General features: G+C 69.0%; 18 protein-coding genes. 11 read left to right on the top strand and 7 right to left on the bottom strand.

All coding sequences use genetic code 11. The annotated features are described in order from the left end of the window. Positions 1 to 16: 16 nt before the first annotated feature. Positions 17 to 946, bottom strand: coding sequence for an NAD-dependent epimerase/dehydratase family protein (locus TPAU_RS14120; protein ID WP_041944444.1), 930 nt, complete (start codon positions 944 to 946; stop codon positions 17 to 19). 192 nt (positions 947 to 1138) lie between these two features. On the opposite strand from TPAU_RS14120, the gene TPAU_RS14125 reads away from it, so the two are divergent. Further along, positions 1139 to 2053: an acetoacetate decarboxylase family protein gene (locus TPAU_RS14125; RefSeq protein WP_013127435.1), complete on the top strand. Its 915-nt coding sequence runs from the start codon at positions 1139 to 1141 to the stop codon at positions 2051 to 2053. 20 nt (positions 2054 to 2073) lie between these two features. Here TPAU_RS14125 and TPAU_RS14130 read toward each other — a convergent pair whose 3' ends face one another. After that, positions 2074 to 3285 carry an IS110 family RNA-guided transposase gene (locus TPAU_RS14130; protein WP_013127436.1) on the bottom strand — a complete coding sequence of 404 codons (1212 nt, stop codon included), beginning with the start codon at positions 3283 to 3285 and terminating at the stop codon, positions 2074 to 2076. Positions 3286 to 3634: 349 nt separating this feature from the next. Between TPAU_RS14130 and TPAU_RS14135 the strand changes: the two genes are divergently transcribed. The 8 genes from TPAU_RS14135 to TPAU_RS14170 are packed head-to-tail and all read left to right on the top strand — an operon-like array spanning position 3635 to position 13493. Continuing rightward, complete coding sequence (locus tag TPAU_RS14135; protein ID WP_013127437.1) at positions 3635 to 4417, top strand: TIGR03084 family metal-binding protein; 783 nt, start codon at positions 3635 to 3637, stop codon at positions 4415 to 4417. Next, the gene (locus TPAU_RS14140) at positions 4414 to 6156 is read left to right on the top strand and encodes an acyclic terpene utilization AtuA family protein (protein ID WP_013127438.1); all 1743 of its coding nucleotides are present in this window, start codon (positions 4414 to 4416) and stop codon (positions 6154 to 6156) included. The genes TPAU_RS14135 and TPAU_RS14140 overlap by 4 nt, the downstream gene beginning before the upstream one ends. Continuing rightward, complete coding sequence (locus tag TPAU_RS14145; RefSeq protein ID WP_013127439.1) at positions 6153 to 7328, top strand: acyl-CoA dehydrogenase family protein; 1176 nt, start codon at positions 6153 to 6155, stop codon at positions 7326 to 7328. The genes TPAU_RS14140 and TPAU_RS14145 overlap by 4 nt, the downstream gene beginning before the upstream one ends. 18 nt (positions 7329 to 7346) lie before the next feature. Next, a complete protein-coding gene (locus TPAU_RS14150; protein ID WP_013127440.1) occupies positions 7347 to 8936 on the top strand; it encodes an acyl-CoA carboxylase subunit beta in 1590 nt (529 codons plus the stop codon). Positions 8937 to 8943: 7 nt separating this feature from the next. Next, the gene (locus TPAU_RS14155) at positions 8944 to 10899 is read left to right on the top strand and encodes an ATP-binding protein (RefSeq protein ID WP_013127441.1); all 1956 of its coding nucleotides are present in this window, start codon (positions 8944 to 8946) and stop codon (positions 10897 to 10899) included. Positions 10900 to 10901: 2 nt separating this feature from the next. Continuing rightward, positions 10902 to 12071, top strand: coding sequence for an acyl-CoA dehydrogenase family protein (locus TPAU_RS14160; RefSeq protein ID WP_013127442.1), 1170 nt, complete (start codon positions 10902 to 10904; stop codon positions 12069 to 12071). 8 nt (positions 12072 to 12079) lie between these two features. Further along, positions 12080 to 12868: an enoyl-CoA hydratase family protein gene (locus TPAU_RS14165; RefSeq protein ID WP_013127443.1), complete on the top strand. Its 789-nt coding sequence runs from the start codon at positions 12080 to 12082 to the stop codon at positions 12866 to 12868. Positions 12869 to 12878: 10 nt separating this feature from the next. Further along, a complete protein-coding gene (locus TPAU_RS14170) occupies positions 12879 to 13493 on the top strand; it encodes a TetR/AcrR family transcriptional regulator (RefSeq protein ID WP_013127444.1) in 615 nt (204 codons plus the stop codon). On the opposite strand, the gene TPAU_RS14175 is transcribed toward TPAU_RS14170, so the two are convergent. Next, entirely contained in the window at positions 13494 to 15830 is a 2337-nt protein-coding gene (locus tag TPAU_RS14175; RefSeq protein WP_013127445.1) for an ATP-dependent DNA helicase RecG, read from the bottom strand. It abuts the gene before it with no gap. Continuing rightward, positions 15827 to 17494: a DAK2 domain-containing protein gene (locus TPAU_RS14180; protein ID WP_160160268.1), complete on the bottom strand. Its 1668-nt coding sequence runs from the start codon at positions 17492 to 17494 to the stop codon at positions 15827 to 15829. Before TPAU_RS14180 ends, TPAU_RS14175 begins: the two co-directional genes overlap by 4 nt. Before the next feature lie 168 nt (positions 17495 to 17662). On the opposite strand from TPAU_RS14180, the gene rpmB reads away from it, so the two are divergent. Both rpmB and TPAU_RS14190 read left to right on the top strand, forming a co-directional pair. Then, the gene (rpmB, locus tag TPAU_RS14185; RefSeq protein WP_013127447.1) at positions 17663 to 17854 is read left to right on the top strand and encodes a 50S ribosomal protein L28; all 192 of its coding nucleotides are present in this window, start codon (positions 17663 to 17665) and stop codon (positions 17852 to 17854) included. A 78-nt stretch (positions 17855 to 17932) separates the two neighbouring features. Continuing rightward, complete coding sequence (locus TPAU_RS14190; RefSeq protein WP_013127448.1) at positions 17933 to 18556, top strand: TetR/AcrR family transcriptional regulator; 624 nt, start codon at positions 17933 to 17935, stop codon at positions 18554 to 18556. Positions 18557 to 18602: 46 nt separating this feature from the next. Here TPAU_RS14190 and TPAU_RS14195 read toward each other — a convergent pair whose 3' ends face one another. The 3 genes from TPAU_RS14195 to TPAU_RS14205 all read right to left on the bottom strand — a co-directional run bounded on the left by TPAU_RS14195 (position 18603) and on the right by TPAU_RS14205 (position 21746). After that, positions 18603 to 19949: a flavin monoamine oxidase family protein gene (locus tag TPAU_RS14195; RefSeq protein WP_013127449.1), complete on the bottom strand. Its 1347-nt coding sequence runs from the start codon at positions 19947 to 19949 to the stop codon at positions 18603 to 18605. 79 nt (positions 19950 to 20028) lie between these two features. Next, positions 20029 to 20724, bottom strand: coding sequence for a uracil-DNA glycosylase (locus tag TPAU_RS14200; RefSeq protein WP_013127450.1), 696 nt, complete (start codon positions 20722 to 20724; stop codon positions 20029 to 20031). Continuing rightward, positions 20721 to 21746, bottom strand: coding sequence for a thiamine-phosphate kinase (locus TPAU_RS14205; RefSeq protein WP_013127451.1), 1026 nt, complete (start codon positions 21744 to 21746; stop codon positions 20721 to 20723). Before TPAU_RS14205 ends, TPAU_RS14200 begins: the two co-directional genes overlap by 4 nt. Positions 21747 to 21760 lie beyond the last annotated feature (14 nt).

The following is a 21760-nucleotide window of genomic DNA, read 5'->3' on the forward strand; positions in this document are numbered from 1 at the left end:
GAGTTCATTCATCTGGTCAGGCGTCGTGCTCGTGGTGGATGGTGGCCACCCCCTCCTGGAAGGTGGTCACGCGGAATTCGGGGAACGCGGCCTTGAACTTGTCCGAGACGAAGATGTTGTCCACCTCGTAGCGCGGCAGCAGCTCCCACAGTTCGCGAACGCCCTTGTTGGAGAGCCGGGCCACGAAGAAGGCGGCCTTCGGCACGACCGAGTAGTCGATCTCCCGACCCCAGGCCGCCGAGGCGATGCCGATGAGTTCGGCGTAGGTCGGACGCGTGTCGTCGACGGGCAGGTGCCAGGTCTGCCCGTACGCCGCGGGGGTGTTGCCGATCAGCGCCATCGCACGGCTGGCGTCCGGCGTCCAGATCAGGCTGCGGCGGACATCGTCACGGAGCGGGACGCGCGCCTTCGTGCCGGCGGCGATCGCGTCGACGACCATCGTGTTGGTGAAGCCCTGGGTCTTGCCGGGGCCGTAGAACTCGGGGGCGCGGCCGATGACGGCCTCCACACGCCCCGCCGCCATGGCCTCCAGCAGCATGGTCGTTATCTGCGCCCGGGTGCGCCCCTTGCTACCGGCGGGACGGAACGGCGCGTCCTCGGTCTGCGGCACGTCCGTCATCGGATACATGTAGGTGTTGTCGAAGAACACCAGCTTGGTGCCGTGCTTCGCGCACGCGTCGATGGTGTTGCGCATCATCACGGGCAGCTGCTCCGCCCACAGTTGCGCGTCGGGCGGCAGGCCCACCGTGAGGTAGGCGATCTCGCTGCCGGCGACCGCTGCGTCGGTCTCCTCGGCGCTGAGCAGGTTCGCCGCCACCAGCTCATCGGTCGGGTGCAATCGCTGGGGATTGCGGCTGACGAGGCGGATGTCAGTGGTGTACCGAGCGTGGAGTTCCCGAGCGAGCTCGGTCCCGATCTGGCCGTTCGCGCCGAGGATCGTTTGCACCTGAGGACCTTTCATTGTCGCGATGCTTGCGGCGACCGCCGCGATAGTTCCACGGTATGCGTGAATGTAAGCAGTGTCAACACCGCCCGGAGCATGCATCATACGAGGTAGCTCACACATGTTGACAGTGCTTACACAGCCCGTCTACCGTCGCTATGTAAGCGCTGCATACATAGACTGAGGATTGCGCACATGAGCACTGGAACCGGAGCAACTGTCACTGTGAACCTGGGCGAACGGACCGTCTCGGTCCCGAAGGCCGGACTGTTCGACCGCTACCGAATGGATGTGCCCCTCGACGAAGTGGCCGCCGACCCTCGGGTGCCGGGCGTCGACTTCTTCCGCACCCTCCCGAAGACGGAGGTGCGGTCGCCGATCGGCTCGACGCGCACGCCGAACTTCTACTACGCGATGTCCTCGGCGCGGCTCACTCTGCTCGCCCCGAGCAGCGCGATCCGCTCGCGGCTCCCCGAGGAGCTCTCACCCCTCGAAGTCGCTCCAGGGCTCGGCATGGTCTCGCTGATGCTCTTCCGGTACGACGTGTGCGACATCGATTTCTACACGGAGGCGGCCGTGGGTGTCGCGGTGCGGCCCGCCCGCAACGGCGGCCTGCGCACGGCGGTCGCCGATGCCGTCTCCGCCCTCGGTGACGATCACCTGTACTCGTACGTGCTCTCCCTGCCGGTGAGCACCGAGATCGCCCAGGTCCGCGGCCACGACGGCTATGGCTTCCCCAAGTGGGTCACCGGGCTGGACGTCGACATCGACGAGACCAGCACCAGCGCCCGGATAGCGAATGCCGATGGCGGGATCGACGTCGCCCTCTTCGCCGCTACCCCGAAGCAGCGCCGCATCGCGAGCGGCGAGAAGGTCTCGACCCTCACCTCGTACACGAAGCGGGAGGGCGCATGGCACGCCACACTCAACCAGACGAACATCCTCGCGAGCGGCCGCTCCCTCCTCCCGCGCGGGGTAGACCTCCAGCTCGGTGATGGGCGCATAGCCGACGACCTGCGCTCGCTCAAGACGATCCGCGCGATCTCGTTCGACGTCAACACCTCCGCCCAGGCCGCGCTGCACATGCCGGTCCCCTTCTCGGTTCGCTGAAAGGATTCTCAATGAAGCTGTCAAGCAGCCGAGGCCGTGATTTGCGGTGCGGTGGGCTGCCAGGTGCGGTTGTCGCGGATGAGGGCGTAGAGAACGTTGACGCGCTTTCGGGCCAGGCAGATCGTCGCGGGAATGTGTTTCTTTCCCTGGGACCGTTTGCGTTGGTAGTAGGCCCGGGATTCGGGGTCGCAGCGGGTGGCGGTGACCGCGGACATGTACATCACTCGTCGCAGTCCGCGGTGATAGCGCTTGGGGGTGCACAGCCTGCCGGTGCGCTTGCCGGAGTCCTTGGAAACCGGGGCCAGGCCGGCCCACGCCGCGAGGTGATCAGCGGAGACGATTCGGCTGGGATCTCCGACGGCAGCGAGGAATTCAGCACCGAGACGAAAGCCCATGCCGGGCAGGCTCACGATCGCTTCGGCCAGAGGGTGTCGGCGAAATCGCTCCTCGATGGCGGCATCGACGTTCTTAATCCGCGTATCGAGGTCGATCACCCCCTGCGCGAGCTCAGCAACCAGCGCGGCGGCGACATCCTCCCCGGGCAGTGCCACGGTTTGCGCTTTCGCCGCCTCGACTGCAGCTTCGGCGATCTTGCCGGCGTTACGCACACCAGCGTCGGAGAGCATGCGGGTCAGCCTTACGACACCAGTTCGGCGCAGCACTTTCGGGCGCTGGTAGCGGGCCAGCAGCCTCACCCAGCCACGGTCGGCAGTCGGTTCCGCGGCGCGCTCGAGCGCGGGACTTACCGAGACCAGCTGCTGACGCAGCCGGTTGATCGTGCGGGTGCGGTCCGCGACCAAATCCGACCGGTGGGCGGTGAGCATCGCCAGCTCCGTGACCAGGCCATCAGCCGGAGTCAGCAGTGGCAGATCATCACCACGCATCCGTCCCTGATCAGCGATGACGCGGGCGTCTTTGGCATCGCTCTTCGCTTCGCCGCCGCGGTAAACCACCGATGCCTGCCACACCGCGCGGCCGGTCAGGTACCGCACCGAGTGCCCTGCGGCGGCGAGCATCGTCAACAACAACGTCGCATAGGGGCTGATCAAGTCCACAGTCCACGACACCGTTCCGCCGCGGCCATCAACCTCGGCGATCACCGTGGCGATCGCAGCTTCGTCGTTGACCACCTTGCGGGAGGAGACCACCTTGCCGGCGTCATCACAGACCGCGACCCAGTGGAACTCCTTGCCGACGTCAACTCCCACCCACCATCGATCCGGACCGGCCATCTCTGCGCTCCTATTCGCTTGTCTACCAGTGAGAACCCGATGGACAACCTCGCCAGCATTTCCTTAAACAAGCGATCACTCGCAGATCTCAATCAGCGGCCCGAGGACGTCCAGGCAGGCCGGGCGGCCAATCCTTTCAAGCCGCACCACGACAGGCCGGCAAAGCAGCAACGGCCACACCCGGCCCACCCGGGCTACAGCCGAACGTAATTCATCACGAATCAACTGCACCTACAAACTTAAGGATTCTGAAATAGACACCACCACGACCACTCCCGCGGCCGGACACCTCGCACCTAAACAAGCATTGCTGCTTGTTTTTTTGTCCACTGGATGACACAGTGGGGCCGTGCCCACCTCAGCTCCCGTCTTCGACGCGCTCGAAGCCACTTCGACCGCGGTCGCCGCGATCGCTGATTCTCTCAGCGACTGGTCGCTGCCCACTCCAGCCGATGGCTGGACCGTCGCGCATCAGGTCGCCCACCTCGCCTGGACCGACGAAGTCTCCCTCGTCGCCGCCACCGATCCCGACGGTTTCACCGCGATCCTGCAGGAGGCGATGAAGGACCCGATGGGATTCGTCGACGCCGGCGCCGAGGAACTGGCCGCCGATCCGGACCTGCGCGCCCGCTGGGACCGGAGCCGGGTCGCCCTCGCCCACGCGCTGCGCGCCGCCGATCCCGGAACCCCGCTCCCCTGGTTCGGCCCACCGATGCGGCCGGCCACTATGGCAAACGCCCGACTCATGGAGACCTGGGCGCACGGACTCGACATCGCCGACGCCGCGGGCACCACGCTCGACGTGCCCGAAGCGCTCCCCCACGTGGCCAAGATCGCCTACAAGACCCGCGATTTCGCCTACACGGTCAACGGCGAGACTCCGCCCGCCGACCCGTTCGACGTGGTCCTCACCGCACCCGACGGCGAGGAGATCGCCTTCGGCCCAGGCGACGCGGCTCAGCGCGTGACCGGTTCCCTGGAGGACTTCTGCCGCCTGGCGACACAGCGCGTCAACGTGGCCGACACCGACCTCGTGGCCACGGGCGACGACGCCATTCACTGGCTGACCATCGCCCAGTGCTTCGCCGGCGCGCCCGGCGCGGGACGCGCACCGCAGGAGGCATCGCAGTGACCGCCACCGACCGCCCCATCCGCGTCGCCAATATCTCCGGCATCTACGGCGACCGCGCCGCAGCGCTCAGCGAGATCCTCGACGGTCCCCGCGTCGACTACATCACCGGCGACTACCTCGCCGAACTCACCATGTTGATTCTGGGCCGGGACCGGCTCAAAGACGCCGACCTCGGCTACGCCAAGACCTTCCTGCGACACCTCACCCCGCACTTGGCCACGCTCGCCGAACGCGGCACCAAGGTTGTCGTCAACGCGGGCGGGCTCAACCCCGGAGGGCTCGCCGACGCGGTCGAGAAGGCCATCGAGGACGCAGGGGAGGCGGCCCGCGGCCTCCGCGTCGGCTGGGTCGACGGTGACGATCTCCTGGCCAGGTCCGCCGAACTGGGCGTGCCGAACGCGGTGACCGCCAACGCCTACCTGGGAGCCTTCGGCATCGCCGATTGCCTGAACGCCGGAGCCGACATCGTGATCACCGGTCGGGTCACCGACGCCAGTGTGATCGTGGCACCCGCGATTGCCGAATTCGGCTGGGATCGGACAGATTTCGATGCGTTGGCCGGAGCCGTCGCGGCCGGGCACATCATCGAATGCGGCACCCAGGCCACCGGCGGCAACTACGCCTTCTTCGACCGGCACCCCCTGGAGAAGCTGCTGCATCCCGGTTTCCCGATCGCCGAGATCAGCGCCGACGGTTCGTTCGTCATCACCAAACAACCAGGTACCGGCGGCGTGGTCGAGGTGGGCACCGTAACCGCGCAGCTGCTCTACGAGGTGACCGGTCAGCGCTACGCCAACCCCGATGTCACGCTGCGCCTCGACTCGATGACACTCACCCAAGACGGCGACGACCGCGTGGCCGTGACCGGCGTCCGCGGCGAAGCTCCGCCCACCACCACGAAGGTGGCCACCACCACGCTCGGCGGATTCCGCAACGAGATCGCCTTCCTGCTCACCGGTCTCGACATCGAGCGCAAGGCCGCGCTGCTGGAGACCCAATTGCGCGATGCAGTGCAACCGGCCCCATCGGACCTGCAGTTCCGCCTCGCCCGCACCGATCACCCGAACGCCGACACCGAAGCCGCCGCGTCGGCTACGCTGACCGCCGTCGCCTGGGACGCGGACCCGAATCGCGTGGGCCGCGCCTTCAGCTCGGCCGCGGTGGAACTCGCACTCGCCACCTACCCCGGCGCCTCGCCGATGGCACCCCCTGGGAAGGGCGGACCCTACGGCGTCTACCAAGCGGTCTACGTGCCCAACGGCGAGGTGCCGCACCGTGCGCACCGGCCCGACGGCACCGTCGTCGAGATTGCTCCCCCGAGCCTCACGCAGGAACTGCCCGCCGATCCCTCGCAGCCCGGAACCACGCCTCCCGCGCCGCCCGACACCGTCGCGGTCCCACTCGGTACGGTCTTCGGCGCCCGCAGTGGCGACAAGGGTGGCAGCGCCAACATCGGTGTCTGGGCCGAGACCGACGAGGCCTACACCTGGCTCCGCGACCACCTCACCGAAGCGCTTCTGCGCGCACTGCTTCCAGAGACCGGTGAGCTCCCGGTGCGGCGTTACGAGCTGCCCAACCTCCGCGCCGTGAACTTCGTCATCGAAGACCTGCTGGGCAAGGGCGTCGCACACGGCTACCGTTTCGATCCGCAGGCGAAGGGGCTGGGCGAATGGTTGCGCTCGCGCACCGTCGACCTGCCCGCCAGCCTGCTTCCGCCCCGGATCGAGGAGACCGCATGACCATCACCGCCTGGGACACCGAGGAGCGACGCGCACTGCACGAAACCGTCGCCGCCTTCACCGAGCGCGAGATCCTGCCGAACCTCGATCAGTGGGAGGCCGATGGCCTGCTCCCGCGTGACCTGCACCGCAAGGCGGGCGAACTCGGCCTGCTCGGCGTCTCCTTCCCCGAGGCCGTGGGCGGCGGGGGCGGCGATCCCCGTGACGCCCTCGTGGTGTGTGAGGCGATGCACGAGGCGGGCGGCTCCGGCGGCCTGTTCGCATCGCTGTTCACCTGCGGGATCTCGGTGCCGCACATCATCCTCGCCGGCACCGACGAGCAGAAGGCGAAGTGGGTCGCCCCCGTCCTGGCGGGCGAGAAGATCAGCTCGCTCGCGATCACCGAGCCGGGCGGCGGCTCGGATGTCGGCCATCTCACGACCACTGCCCGCAAAGACGGTGATCACTACATCGTCAACGGCGCGAAGACCTTCATCACCTCCGGCGTCCGCGCCGACTGGGTGGTCACAGCCGTGCGCACCGGTGGCGAAGGTGCCGCGGGGATCAGCCTGCTGGTGATCCCCAAGGGACTTCCCGGCTTCGAGGTCAGCGCGCCGCTGAAGAAGCTGGGCTGGCACGCCTCCGATACCGCCGAGCTCTCCTTCACCGACGTCCGCGTTCCGGCGGAGAACCTGATCGGCCCCGAGGGCAGCGGGTTCCTGCTGATCGGTGCGGCGTTCGTCACCGAGCGCCTCGGCCTCGCCGTGCAGGCCTACTCACACGCCCAACGGTGCCTCGACCTCACGCTCGACTGGGTTCGCCAGCGTGAGACCTTCGGGGAGCCTCTGATCAAGCGCCAAGCCGTTCAGAACACCGTGACCGAGATGCGCCGCCGGATCGAGGTGGCCCGTGTGTACAGCCGGCACGTCGCCGACCTGTACACGGCCGCACTGGAGTCCGGTGGGCCGGCCGCAGCCGCCGAACTGGTGCCGCAGGCCTGCTTCGCCAAGAACACCGCCGTCGAATGCGGCGAGTGGGTGGCGAACGAGGCCGTGCAACTCTTCGGCGGACACGGTTACATGTCCGAGTACGAGGTGTCGCGGCACTACCGCGATGTCCGCATCCTGGGCATCGGCGGCGGCACCACCCAGATCCTCACCACCCTGGCGGCGAACCGCCTGGGCTACAAGTAGACCGGAAGGACTCCCGATATGACGGTGCTCCGCAGCACACCGGCGTCCGATGCCGGTAAGTACCGCGAGGCGATGCTCGGCAAGCTCGGCGATCTCACCGCCGAGTTCGACAAAGCCCTGGCGGGCGGCGGCGAGAAGTATGTGGAGCGACACCGCAAGCGCGGCAAGCTCACCGCTCGTGAGCGGATCGACAGCGTCCTCGACCCGGCCTCACCGTTCCTGGAGCTGATGCCACTCGCCGCCTGGGGTAGCGACTTCCAGGTCGGCGCCTCGCTCGTCGGCGGTATCGGCGTGGTCGAGGGCGTCGAGGTGATGGTCGTGGCCAACGACCCCACGGTCAAGGGCGGGACCTCGAACCCGTGGACGCTCCGCAAATCGCTGCGCCTCAACGACATCGCCCGGGAGATCCGACTCCCTGTGCTCTCCCTGGTGGAGTCCGGTGGCGCCGATCTGCCCACCCAGAAGGAAGTGTTCGTCCCCGGCGGGGCGATGTTCCGCAACCTCACCCAGCTCTCCAAGGCGGGCATCCCCACCATCTCGGTGGTCTACGGCAACTCCACCGCAGGCGGCGCCTACATCCCCGGTATGAGCGACCACGTCGTGATGATCAAGGAACGCTCGAAGGTCTTTCTCGCCGGCCCGCCCCTGGTGAAGGCCGCCACCGGCGAGATCTCCGATGACGAGACGCTCGGCGGCGCCGAGATGCACTCGCGCACCTCCGGTCTCGGTGACTATCTCGCCAACGACGAGCTGGACGCCGCGCGCATCGCTCGGTCGATCGTCAGACGACTCAACTGGCACAAGCAGGGTCCGGCACCGTCGGCGCTGGTGAAGCCACCGCGATACGGCGCAGAAGGACTGCTCGACATCGTTCCCGACGATCTGAAGATCCCGTTCGACCCGCGCGAGATCATCGCGCACATCGTCGACGACTCCGACTACGACGAGTTCAAGCCGCTCTACGGCGGCTCACTCACCACCGGCTGGGCGAACCTGCACGGATATCCGATCGGCATCCTGGCGAACGCCCGCGGCGTGCTGTTCTCCGAGGAGGCACAGAAGGCCACGCAATTCATCCAGCTGGCCAACCGGTACAACACACCGCTGCTGTTCATCCATAACACCACCGGCTACATGGTGGGCGCCGAGTACGAACGCGGCGGGATGATCAAGCACGGCTCGATGATGATCAACGCCGTCTCCAACTCGGAAGTGCCGCACATCTCGCTGATCGCCGGCGCATCGTACGGCGCGGGTCACTACGGCATGGCGGGCCGCGCCTTCAACCCACGGTTCGTATTCACCTGGCCCAGCGCCCGGTCCGCGGTGATGGGCGCCAAGCAACTCGCCGACGTGGTCACCGAGGTCGCCGCGGCCTCCGCCGCGTCCCGCGGCCAGGCCATGGACCCGGCGTTCGTCGACGGCATGCGCACCGCCATCGAGACCCAGATCGATAAGGAATCGCTGCCCGCCTTCATGTCGGGGATGCTCTACGACGACGGGATCATCGATCCCCGCGACACCCGCACCGCCATCGGCATGGCCCTCTCCGCCATCCACAGCGGACCCGTCCACGGCACCGACGCCTTCGGCGTCTTCCGGATGTGAGGAAACCATGACTGCATTCGATTCCGTCCTCGTCGCGAACCGTGGCGAGATCGCGCGGCGCGTGATCAGCGCGGCGCACGCCCGCGGTCTGCGCGCTGTGGCCGTCTTCTCCGACCCCGATGCGGATGCACCGCACGTCGCCGAGGCCGACGACGCGGTGCGCCTGCCCGGTGAATCCCCCGCCGACACCTACTTGCAGGGCGAGAAGATCATCGCCGCCGCCAAGGCCACGGGGGCCCAGGCGATCCATCCGGGCTACGGCTTCCTCTCCGAGAACGCCGACTTCGCGGCGGCCGTGATCGCTGCCGGGATCACCTGGATCGGTCCCTCGCCCGAGGCCATCACCGCGATGGGCTCCAAAGTGGCGGCGAAGGCGAAGCTCGCCGAGGCCGGTGTGCCGATGCTCACGAACCTCACCCCGGACCAGGTGTCCGACAGCGACTTCCCGGTGCTGGTGAAGGCGTCCGCCGGTGGCGGCGGCCGCGGTATGCGCGTGGTCCGTAGCCGCGATGAGCTGGCCGACAACCTCGAAGCCGCAGAGCGCGAGGCGAAGTCGGCGTTCGGCGACGGCACCGTCTTCTGCGAGCGCTACCTCGAGCGCGGCCGGCACATCGAGGTGCAGGTGATGGCGGACTCCCAGGGCACCGTCTGGGCCGTCGGCGAGCGCGAATGCTCCATCCAGCGCCGTCACCAGAAGGTCCTGGAGGAAGCACCGTCACCGCTCGTGGAGCGGCACCCCGCGATGCGCACGGCGCTGTACGAGGCGGCCGCCAACGCCGCCACAGCGATCGGCTACACCGGTGCGGGCACGGTCGAATTCCTTGCCACCGATGCCGGTGAGTTCTTCTTCCTCGAGGTGAACACGCGCCTGCAGGTGGAGCATCCGGTCACCGAGGCCACCACCGGACTCGACCTGGTGGGCCTGCAGTTCGACGTGGCCGCCGGGCTTCCCCTCCCGTCCCCCGAGCCGCCCGCGGCGCGGGGCTGGGCCATCGAGGCCCGGCTCTACGCCGAAGACCCCGCCAACGACTGGCGCCCCGCCGCCGGTGTGGTTCGCCGCTTCGAGGTCCCCGGCGTGGTCAGCGAGTTCGCCGGGCCCGATCGTCCCGGTATCCGCCTCGACAGCGCTCTGTGGCCGACCGACAGCGTGGTCGAGGTGTTCTACGACCCGATGCTCGCCAAAGTGATCGGTTACGCCCCCACCCGGGCGCAGGCATTGGCGATCACCGAGGCGGCGCTGCGCAAGGCAACGATCCACGGGCTCACCACGAACCGGGATCTGCTGGTACGCATCCTCGCCGACCCCGACTTCCAGGCCGGCGACTTCGCCACCGACTTCCTCACCGGCGATCGCCTGGAACGTCTGGCTGCGCCCCTGCTCGACGACGCCGACCTGGCCCTCGCCGCCGATGCCGCCGGCGCCGTACTGGATCGTCGTGCCGCGGCGGCCAGTCCGCTACCGCACGTGGCGCCCGGCTGGCGCAACGTGGGGGCACGTACTCTGCTGCCGGAGTTCGAGGACGCCGCGCAGAAGCGGTTCACCGCCGATTCCGGTGCCATCGCCACGGTCGGCGACGACGGCACCACCGCCGCGGTCGCCGTCGAACGCGACGGAATCCGGCGCACCGTGACCGTGACCGCGTACCCGGGCGATCAGACCGTCATCGAGATCGACTCGGCCCGCGGTGCGGCGACACTCACCCTGATCGACCCGTTGCCGTCCGGCGAGGCCGCCGCGGCCGCGGGGTCGCTCCTGGCACCGATGCCCGGCGTGATCACCCGGATCGGCGCCGCGGTGGGCGATACGGTCGCCGCCGGGCAGCCCGTGCTGTGGATGGAGGCCATGAAGATGGAACACGCTATTGCGGCGCCCGCCGAAGGGATCCTCACCACGATCGCGGTCGAGGTGGGCCAGAACATCGACGCCGGCGCAGTGGTCGCCGTGCTGGAGGAGCAGGAGTAACCATGACCGTATCGATGGACGTCATCGAGTCGGAAGAGCGCGTCGCTCTCCGAAAGACCGTGTCTGAGCTGGGCAGGAAGTTCGGGCCCGAGTATATGCGCGAGAAGATCGCATCCGGGGAGGGCCCCACCGAACTGTGGAAGGCCGCAGGTGATCTCGGCCTGGTCGGTGTGAACATCGCCGAGCAGTACGGCGGCGGCGGCGCCGGCATGTACGAGTTGGGGATCGTCGGCGAGGAGCTGGCCGCGGTCGGCTCGTCGTTGTTGATGCTCGTCGTCTCCCCGGCGATCAACGGCACCATCATCTCGCGGTTCGGCACCGAGGAGCAGAAGCAGCGCTGGCTGCCGGGCATCGCGTCGGGCGAGACCATCGCCGCGTTCGCGATCACCGAGCCCGATGCGGGGAGCAACAGCCACCGGATCACCACCACCGCGCGCCGCGACGGCGACGACTGGATCATCTCGGGCCAGAAGACCTTCATCTCCGGCATCGAGCTGGCCGATGTGGTGCTGGTGGTCTCGCGCACGGAGGACGCCAAGTCCGGCAAACTCCGCCCGGCACTGTTCCTCATGCCCACCGATTCGCCGGGGCTGCAGAAGACCAAGATCCCCATGGAGGTGGGACTCCCCGAATCGCAGTGGACGTTGTTCTTCGACGATGTCCGGCTGCCCTCCGAAGCGCTCGTCGGTGAGCCGGATGCCGCCATCGCGCAGCTGTTCGCGGGGCTCAATCCCGAGCGGATCATGGCCTCCGCCGGTGCGGTCGGCTCGGCGCGCTACGCCATTGATCGGGCGGTGGAGTACGCCAAGGGCCGCACCGTCTTCAAGGTCCCGATCGGCGCGCATCAGGCGATCGCCCATCCTCTCGCCGAACTCAAAGTGGAGACCGAGCTGGCGAAGCTGATGCTGCAGAAGGCCGCCACGCTCTACGACGCCGGCCAGGAGTTCGCGGCGGCCGAAGCCGCGAACATGGCGAAGTTCGCCGGCGCCGAGGCCGGGGCGAAGGCCGTCGACCGTGCGATCCATTCGCTCGGCGGTAACGGCCTCACCACCGAGTACGGTCTGGCCCAGATGCTGGTGGCCTCACGCCTGTTCCGGATCGCGCCGGTGAGCCGGGAGATGGTGCTGAACTTCATCTCCGAGCACTCACTCGGCCTACCGAAGAGCTACTAGGAGTACCCGTGACCGACGCTCCCCTGGTGCGGTACGAGGTACGCGACGGCGCCGCATACCTCACGATCGACAGCCCGCACAACCGCAACGCGATCTCGCAGCGGCTGCTCACCGACCTGCGGGCCGGTATCGACCGCGCAGGTATCGATGACACCGTCCGCGCCGTGGTACTCACCCACGACGGCGGGACCTTCTGCGCCGGTGCCGATCTCAAGGAAGCGGCCGCGAGCGGTGCGGGATCGGACCCGAAGTCGCGCACGCTCGCCATGATCGATGCGATGCGGGGTGTCATCGAATCTCCCAAGCCGGTGATCGCACAGGTGAACGGCCACGTCCGGGCAGGCGGCTTCGGCCTCATCGGTTCCTGCGATTTCGTCTTCGCCGGACCGGAGTCGACCTTCGCCGTTACCGAGACCCGAATCGGCGTGGCACCCGCGATGGTCTCGCTGGTACTGCTGCCGCACCTTCCCTCGCGCGTCGCCTCGTCACTGCTGCTCACCGGTAGGAAGTTCGACGCGATCGAGGCGGCGAGCCACGGCCTGATCACCGCTGCGGTCGACGATCCCGAGGCCGCGGTGGCGGATCAGCTCGCTGAACTGCGACTGTGCAGCCCGCAGGGTCTGCGCGAGACCAAGCAGATCCTGTGGCACGACGTGCTCGCCTCGTTCGACGAGCGGGCCAACGCCCTGGGCGACCAGTCGGCTCGCCTGTTCGGCTCGCCCGAATCGGTGGAAGGCATGACCGCGTTCCTGCAGAAGCGCGCGCCGAGCTGGGCCGAGCCCGCGGCCGCGCACTAGGCTGAGCGGAATGAGCGCCCTCCGCCCGCCGATGCGGGCACCCCAGCAGTCCCGCAGCCGGGAAACCCGGCAGCGGCTGCTGGAGACGACGATCGCCTCGCTCGCCGACCGCGGCTGGGGTGCGACCACCGTCGGCAGCGTCGCCCGGCAGGCGGGCGTGTCACGCGGGGCCGCACAACACCACTTCCCCACCCGTGAGGATTTGATCTCCGCCGCGCTGGAGTACATGGGCGAGCAACGGATCGAGCACGCCCGGCAAGCCGGGGCCGCGGTGCCCGACGGACCCGAACGCCCGTTCGCGGTTGCCCGGCTCATCGTGGAGTACTACACGGACGATCTGTTCAAGGCGGCGCTGCATGTGTGGACCGCGGCCGCGAGCGACGATGCGCTCCGGGAACGCATGCTGCCCTTCGAGAACCGGCACTCGCGAGAGGTGTTCGGGCTCGCGATGACGCTGCTGGGCTTCGATCGTGACGACGAACAGGGCCGCCGCGCCGTCCAGGCGACGCTCGACCTGGCGCGCGGCCTGGGCCTCGCGGATCTGCTGTCCGACGATGCGGAACGTCGTGAACAGGTGGTCGAGTTCTGGGGCGCCCAGCTGGCCAATCTCGCCGCCGCGCGCTAATCAGGCCTTGTCCAGATAGTCCTCACGACTACCGCCGAGGATCACCGCGTTCATCTCCCGCAGCGCTCCATGACCTTCCAGTTCGGGGTCCTCGTCGATCACCTCGAAGGCGAATGCCCGGGCGGCGTCGAGAACGTCGCCGTCGTTCGCGAGGTCGAGGAAACTCAGGCGCCGCGCGAGGCCGGACTGGTCCACGCCGAGGATATCGCCGAAACCGCGGTGCTCGAGGTCGAGCTGTGCGAGGGCGAATCCGTCGACGGTGCCCGCCACCGACTCCAGCCGCTCCATGGTGCGCGCCGACGGGGTGTCGGTCACCAGTAGGCACAGCCCCGGCAAGCCGCCACGTCCGACACGGCCGCGCAGTTGGTGCAACTGGCTGATACCGAACCGCTCAGCGTCCATCACCACCATGGTGGTGGCATTGGCGACGTCGACACCCACTTCGATCACCGTGGTCGCCACCAGCACATCGATCTCGCCGGCCGCGAATTCGGCCATGACGGAGGCCTTCTCCTCGGCGGGCAGACGGCCGTGGAGCAGGGCGATCCGGTGCTGTCCGAGTTCACTTCCGACGAGCTGGTCGTACATGTCGATCGCCGACGTCATCTTCGGCTGCTCGCTCTCGGCGGCGTCCTCGCCCCCGGCATCACCGCGGTCCTTCTCCCGGCGCACCGGGGCAGCGACCTGCTCGAATTGGTAGTCCTCGTCGGTGAACGACGTCTTCGCCTGCTCGCCCGAGGGGTCATCACCGATCCGCGGGCACACCACGTACACCTGGCGGCCCGCGCGGACCTCCTCGTCGACCCGGGCCCAGGCCCGATCGATCCACCCGGGCCTGCCCTCCGGGACCACCGACGTCTGGATCGGCTGCCGCCCGCGCGGGAGCTCGCGCAGCACCGAGGTGGACATGTCACCGAACTGGGCGAGCGCCACGGTGCGCGGGATCGGCGTGGCCGTCATGACCAGCAGGTGCGGGGTCATATCGTCGGGTCCCTTGCGCCGCAAACGGTCCCGCTGCTCCACACCGAACCGGTGCTGCTCATCGACCACCACCAGACCCAGCCGGAAGAAGTCGACGGTGTCTTCGAGCAGCGCATGCGTGCCGATCACGATGCCCGCTTCACCGCTGACGATCCGCAGCAACGCCGCTCGCCGCGCCTTGGTGTTCATCGACCCGGTGAGCAGGGTCACGGTGGTCGCGGCGTCGGCCGCGCCGAGCTGCCCCGCTTCGCCCAGGTCGCCGAGCATCTTCGTGATCGAGAGCATGTGCTGCGTGGCGAGCACCTCCGTCGGTGCGAGCAAGACCGCCTGGTAGCCGGAATCGACGGCGGCCAGCATCGCCAACAACGCGACCAACGTCTTGCCGGAGCCCACCTCACCCTGCAGCAGCCGCGTCATCGGGTGTCCCTGCGACAGATCCCCGAGAATCTCCGCGAGCACCTCCTCCTGACCGGCGGTGAGCTGGAACGGAAGTCGCTCCCGGAGCCCCGCCTGCAGCGGACCGTCGACGGCGGCGAGTTGCGGCGCCGGCACCGTGCCCACGTCATGGGCACGCCGCGCGAGCGCCGTCTCGATCGCGACGGCCTCGTCGAACGAGAGCCGCCGCCGCGCAGCATCGGCCTCGGAGCGCCGCTTCGGGAAGTGCGCCACACGCAGCGCCTCGTCGAAGCCGAGCAAGCCGTGAAGCGAGCGGAATCCGTCCGGCAGGGACTCCGGTACCGGCGCCAAGCGGGTCAGGACCAGGTCGACGATGGAAGCGATGAGCCAGGTGGGCATGTTCTTGGTGCCGTGGTAGATCGGCACCACCGGCCCGGTGAGCAGGGCGAGGTTCGCGAGCTTGAGCCGCTTGGAACCGGCTTTGGTGGCGCCGGTCTCGTTGGCGGCGAGAGCCTCGGTCGAGGACATGTCGTCGTCCGGCAGGACCAGCCAGTCCGGATGCGTGAGTTGGAGCTTCCGGTTGAACTCGCCCAACCGCCCGATCAGCAGCAGTTGACGTCCGGGCTGGATCGGCTTGGGCAGGTAGTTGAAGAAGGTCACGTCGTAGGCGCGGACCTTGTTGACCACCTGCACCTTGAACATCTTCTTCCCGCGATGGTGCGGGCGTGGCGGCGTCACCGCGGTCACCGTGCCGATCACCACCACGTCATCGCCGATCTTCGGTTCGGTGGCGCGCGTGCCCTCGTCGATCGAGGCACCGCCCTCGTACCGGAACGGGAAGTGCCGCAGCAGGTCACCGACGGTGGCGAGGCCCAGCTCGGTGGTGACCTGGTCGGCGATCTCGGGATCGATGGCCTCGACCAGCGGAGTCTGCAGGGTGAGGTCGGCGGCTGCGCTCATTCGACGCCGATCTCCATCACACTCCCGGTTTGTCCGCCGCGGTAGCCGACCACTTCCACCTCGGGCCGGTCGGGCCGCAGAGCGGCTGCGACCCGGTCGGGGAAGTCGCCGTCGCCGGCATCGCCGAGGAGCACGGTCACCATATCGCCGCCGGTGGCGAGCAACAGCTCGGCGAGGGCCTCCCCCGCGGAGTACTGATCCTCTTCGAGCACCACGACCTCACCGCCGACCATGCCGAGATAGTCGCCGGGACCGCACGGTCCGAGGATGGTGAGGGCGTCCTCGGTGACGGCCACGACCGAGCCGCACCGCGCGCCGGCGGCGGCTTCGGCCATGGAGAAGGTGTCGTCGGCGGCGTGGCCGCGCGGATCGTGCACCGCGAGTGCTGCGATCGCCTGCACCATCGATGAGGTGGGCAGAAGCGTCACCAGGACACCGGATTCCCGTGAGCGTGCGGCCACGGCCAGAAGTTCCGGAGTCGGCAGCGCTCCGTTGGGCATGAGCAACACCTCGCGGCCCTCGAACCGGTGCAGCGCTACGAGCAAACCGGCGTGGGTGATCCCCTCATCACAGCGGATCACCTCCGCGCCCTCGGCGGCGAACAGCTCGGCGGCACCGTCGCCGGAGACCAGGGCGACGATCGCCCGCGGCGCGTCCAGGAGCGCCTGTAGCGGCGTTTCGCCGGTCTCCTGCAGCACAGTGACGGCGATGCTCCGGAGCTTGCCGAGGGCGAGGCCGGCCTGAATGGCACGCCCCGGCTCGGTGGTGTGCGCATGCACCGACCACGTAGCCACCGGATCGGGATCGGCGGCGGCCACCACGACCACGGAATCGCCGAACGTCTGCAACTCGTCGCGCAGGCGCGAGGCCGCGGCATCGGTGGCATCCGGAAGCAGGTACATGACCTCGTAGTCCACGTGGGGTCCGCGGGGCGGATCGTCGTGGCCGTGATCGTGCGGATGGTCGGCCGCATCCTCCGGGTCGACGTTCACCTGGACGTGCGGCGCCGCCTGGCGAGTGAACCGGGGGCGCTCCGGTGTCACTCCGGCGGTCACCTCGACGAGGGCGTCGAGCAAGACCAACAAACCCCGGCCGCCGGCGTCGACCACGCCGGCGCGGGCGTTGTCGGCGAGCTGGTCCCGGGTGCGCAGGAGCGCATCGAACGCGGTATCGGCGGCGCCGCGAGCGCAGGCGGGGAGGTCGGCCCCACCCGCCAGTGCGGCTGCGGCACCGTCGGCCGCGGCCCGGAGGACGGACAGGATGGTGCCCTCGATCGGGTCGGCGACCGCGGAGGTGACCAAGCCGGTGGCGGTGCGCAGCCCCTCGGCGAGCCCCGCGGCCTCGAGGTCGGCGTCCGGACCGAGCTGCCCGACCACGCCGCGCATAATCTGCGAGACGATCACACCCGAATTACCGCGGGCCCCGGAAACAGCGCCGGCCACCGTCGCCCGGGCCACCGCATGCGGCCCTTCCGTCCGATCGGCCTCCTCGGCCGCGCGGGCAGCAGCACGCAGAGTGACCAGCATGTTCGTCCCCGTATCGGCGTCGGCAACGGGGAAGACGTTGAGGGCGTTGATCTCGTCGACGGAACGCTCGAGACCGAGCACCGCGCGCCGGAGCCAGGCCACCACCACGCGGCCGTCCTGCTCGCTCGGTCCCGTCACGGCCACCAGCCTAGTGGGCCGTCACACAGGACAGGGGCGCCGGAGCGGTTTGGCCTGTAGACCCCTATCGGTCTATGATTGCAGGGTTGCCTCGCGTCCGGGCGTGTCCTTCGGGTATCGACCGGCGAGGCGGAACGACAGATTCATCTATTGCGAGGAGTACACGACATGGCTGCCGTCTGCGACGTCTGCGACAAGGGCCCCGGCTTCGGTAAGTCGGTGTCGCACTCGCATCGGCGTACCAATCGCCGGTGGAACCCGAACATCCAGACCGTGCGTGCCCAGGTGGCACCCGGTCAGACCAAGCGCCTGAACGTGTGCACCTCGTGCATCAAGGCCGGCAAGGTCGTTCGCGGCTGATCCGCGAGAACATCCACGAAGGCCCGCGACCGTTTTTCGGTCGCGGGCCTTCGTCTCGTTCGCTGATAGGTTCGTGACGTGGCCGATTCCCCCTCCGCCGAGCGGCGTCCGGCGCCCGTGCAGCGCCGCGGGCAGGTACGGCGGGACGCGATCCTTGACGCCGCGGAGGCACTGTTCATCGAATCCGGCTACGAGGGCGCCACGCTGAAGGCGATCAGTGAGCGCACCGGGATTCCTCTTGCGTCCGTCTACCACTACTTCAAGGACCGTGGGCAGGTCGATGGCGAGGTGGCGCGGCGACATGCCGAAGACCTGACCGCATCCGTCGTCTCGGCAGTACAGGAGGCCGACCGGCGCTCCGATCTGGACCGGGTGCTCAGCCTGGTGGTGCATGCGTTCGTCGGGTACTACCGCCGGCACCCGGGGTTCGTGGAATTGTGGCTGGCCAGGCGCAACGCCGTACTCAGTGAGGTCGCCGAGGAGTTCGACATGGTCCAGTCGGACAAGCTCTGGCGGCTACTGATCGACCGCGACCTGATCGCCGCCGACACCCCCGCGCTCGTGGTGCGCCTGGCGTACGAGGCCGGTGCTCGCCTGCTGGACCTCGCCTTCGGCGACGACCGGCACGGCGATGATGCGGTGATCGCCGAGGCGGTGCGGCTGCTGAGTTCCTATCTCGGCTCGTACGCCCCCATGACCTGACGAGCCCTGCCCCACGGCGGCGGGACAGGGCTTGACGGCGGATCGGTTACAGGCTCGCGAGGACCGCTCGCGCCGCGCGCTCGCCGGAGGTCGCGGCATCGGCGAGCGAGGGCATGTCGAGTTGGAAGTCTCCCGCGAGGTGGATCGGACCGAGCGGCTCGCGCAGGATGGGCAGCGACGCCCGCTCGCCGGGCCCCCAGAAGGGCACCACACGATGGTGACGGCGCACGATCGGCTCACCGAGTTTGCCCGCGAGTTCCGGGTACACACCCAGGAGATCGCGGGTGAACCGCTCGGCGATCTCCTCGTCGGTGAGGCGGAACAACTCGTCGGCCTTCGCACCGCCGGCGAAGCAGGCCAGCGCACCCCCGGGCTTCCGCGCACCCGGACCGCGCACCGCGGCAGCGTGATTGAACATGGCCTGGAAGGACAGCAACGGGGTGGAGACGGCGAAGAAGTCGTCCCAACGCTGCGGGCCCTGCTCGTCGGTGAAGAAGCCGACCACCACGTAGCGGCCGTACGCGATGTCCGTGTACGCGTCCCGGTACGCCCGCGGCAGCTCCGGCAGAATGCGCACTGCGATGTCGGCGGGAACGGTCACCACGGCCCGCTTCGCCCGGATTCGGGCGGGACCGCCGGCATCGTGGTACTCGACCCGCACGCCGTCACCGTCGCGGGAGACGGAGTCGACGGTGGCGCCCAACCGCAACCGGTCGCCGAGGTCCTCGGCGAGGATGTCGGTGAGGGTCTGGTTGCCGCCGACCGGGAGCGAGAAGTTGGGGACCTTGGCGGGATCCGCCAGGGCAATCCCGATCGAGGTGACGAACTGCGTCGCTGCCGTTTCCTCGGGCTCGCAGCCCATCCATTGACCGGAGAACGCGCGGACCACCGCATCGGCGACCTTCGAGCGCACACCCCGCAGGATGTACGACGCGGGCCGGTCGTCGAGTGCCGCCCGGACCCGAGAACCGATGGCACCGTCGGGCTTGGCCTCCAGGGCGATCGCGCCGGAGACGATGCGGGCACCGACCAGGGCCATGCCGAGCCGGTCGCGCATGGTCATCTTCGTGCGGAACAGGAGCGCGACGGGGTTCGCGGTATCGACCAGGCGGCCGTTGAGCACGAGTGCGACCTTCTTGCCGGCAAGGGTGCCGCGCTCGATGCCGTGCTTGTCGAGTTCCTCGATGAGGGTGCCGGTGCCCTCCGTGAACTGGGTGCCGACGTTGATCCAGTAGTCGCCCCGCCGGACGGATTCGACGCGACCGCCGGGGCGATCGCTCGCTTCGAGGACGATCACGTCGCGGTCGGCGAGGGTGTTGCCCGCCATCAGCCCGGACATGCCCGCGCCGATCACGACGACCTCGCGGCTCTCTTCTCGTACCTGCTCGGTCATGATGATCCTTCCATTTTCAAACTCGATTCGTATTCGAGTTTGCGGATCATGAGCGATCCTGTCAACAGTCGGAGCCGGGTCAGCGCACCTGGGCCAGGTGCGGAAGACGCCAATCGACGGGCTCGGCACCCAACCCGACCAGGGCCTCGTTGGCGCGGGAGAACGGCCGCGAGCCGAAGAAACCGCGGGAGGCCGACAGAGGCGACGGGTGCGCGGATTCGATCCGCGGCGTGTCACCGAGCCGCGGCCCGAGCGAGGCCGCATCGCGGCCCCAGAGAATCGCGACCAGTGGAGCATCGCGCGCGACGAGCGCGTCGATGGCGCACTCGGTGACCTTCTCCCACCCCTTCTTCCGATGCGACGCCGGCTCCCCCGGCCGCACCGTGAGGACGCGGTTGAGCAGCAGCACACCCTGGCGAGCCCATGGCGACAGGTCTCCGTTGGCGGGCGCCGGCAGGCCGAGATCGGCCGTGTACTCCTGGTAGATGTTCTGCAGGCTGCGCGGCACCGGCCGCACCGCGGGGTCCACCGAGAAGGAGAGGCCCACAGCGTGTCCCGGCGTCGGGTACGGATCCTGCCCGACGATCAAGACGCGCACGTCATCGAATGGCTGGGTGAAGGCGCGCAGCACGTTCTCCCCCGCGGGCAGATAGCCGCGCCCCTCGGCGATCTCGGCGCGGAGGAAGGCACCCATCGCCGCGATGTCGTCCTCGACCGGGGCCAGCGCCCGCGCCCAGCCCGCCTCGACGGTCTCCGTCAGTGGTCTCGCCGTCATGGCCGTTCCTTCCCGGTGTCGTCGGTACCGCGTTCGAAGGTATTCCACCCGCCGCGCTCCGGGCCTGTCTGCCCGTCCACGGTGACGGCGCCCGCCGCGCCCTCGGCGGGGAGAACCGCGCCGATCACCCTCCATCCGGCAGGGACGGTGCCGGCCGGAAAGGTCGCGAGGAGGGCATGATCCTCACCGCCGGTACGGATCCAGGCATCGGGGTCGGCACCGAGGGCGGCGGCGCAATCGGCCAGCACGTCGTCGGGACGCAGGGCGGCACCGTCGAGCTCGATCCGCACCCCGCTGGCCGCCGCCATCGCCCGCGCATCCCGGAGCAGCCCGTCGGAGATGTCGGTCAGAGCAGTGGCACCGCTCTCGGCCGCGTGTGGACCCGCGGCCAGCGGCGGCACCGGGCAGCGATACACCTCGACGACCTCGGGGAAGTCCACACCACGGCCCGCATCGAGCGCGGCCAGCCCGGCTGCGGACCGGCCGAGTGTCCCGCACACCGCGACCGCATCGCCGGGGCGCGCTCCGGACAGCAGCACCGGCGCCCGACCCTGGAGGTCGCCGAGCGCGGTGACTGCCAGCAACACCTGCTCGGTGCGTACCACGTCGCCGCCGGCGACCGCGCCGCCCGCATCGGCCGCGCCGCGTGCCACTCCGCGCGAGATCGCCTCGACCAGCGCGGCCGGCGTCTGCGGCGGGCAGCCCAGGGTCACCGTGAAACCCGTGCAGACCGCGCCCATCGCGGCGATGTCAGCGGCGTTCTGCGCGATCGCCCGGCGACCCACGTGCTCGCCGGTGGTGAGATCGAAGCGGAAGTGCCGGCCCTCCACGAGGGCGTCGGAGGAGATCACCACACGCCCGTCGGGGGCGGCGACCACCGCCGCATCGTCGCCCGGGCCCAGCAGAACCCGCGGGTCCGGCCCGATCGGCGCCGTGGCGAGCGCGATCACGCCCTCCTCGCCCAGTTCGGCGACGGTGCGCCGGGCCGGCGGCCCGGCCCGGTCCGGACCCGTAGTTGTCATCGCGGCTACCGTAT

Origin of the sequence: Tsukamurella paurometabola DSM 20162 (assembly GCF_000092225.1) — a bacterium.
GTDB classification, from domain to species: domain Bacteria; phylum Actinomycetota; class Actinomycetes; order Mycobacteriales; family Mycobacteriaceae; genus Tsukamurella; species Tsukamurella paurometabola.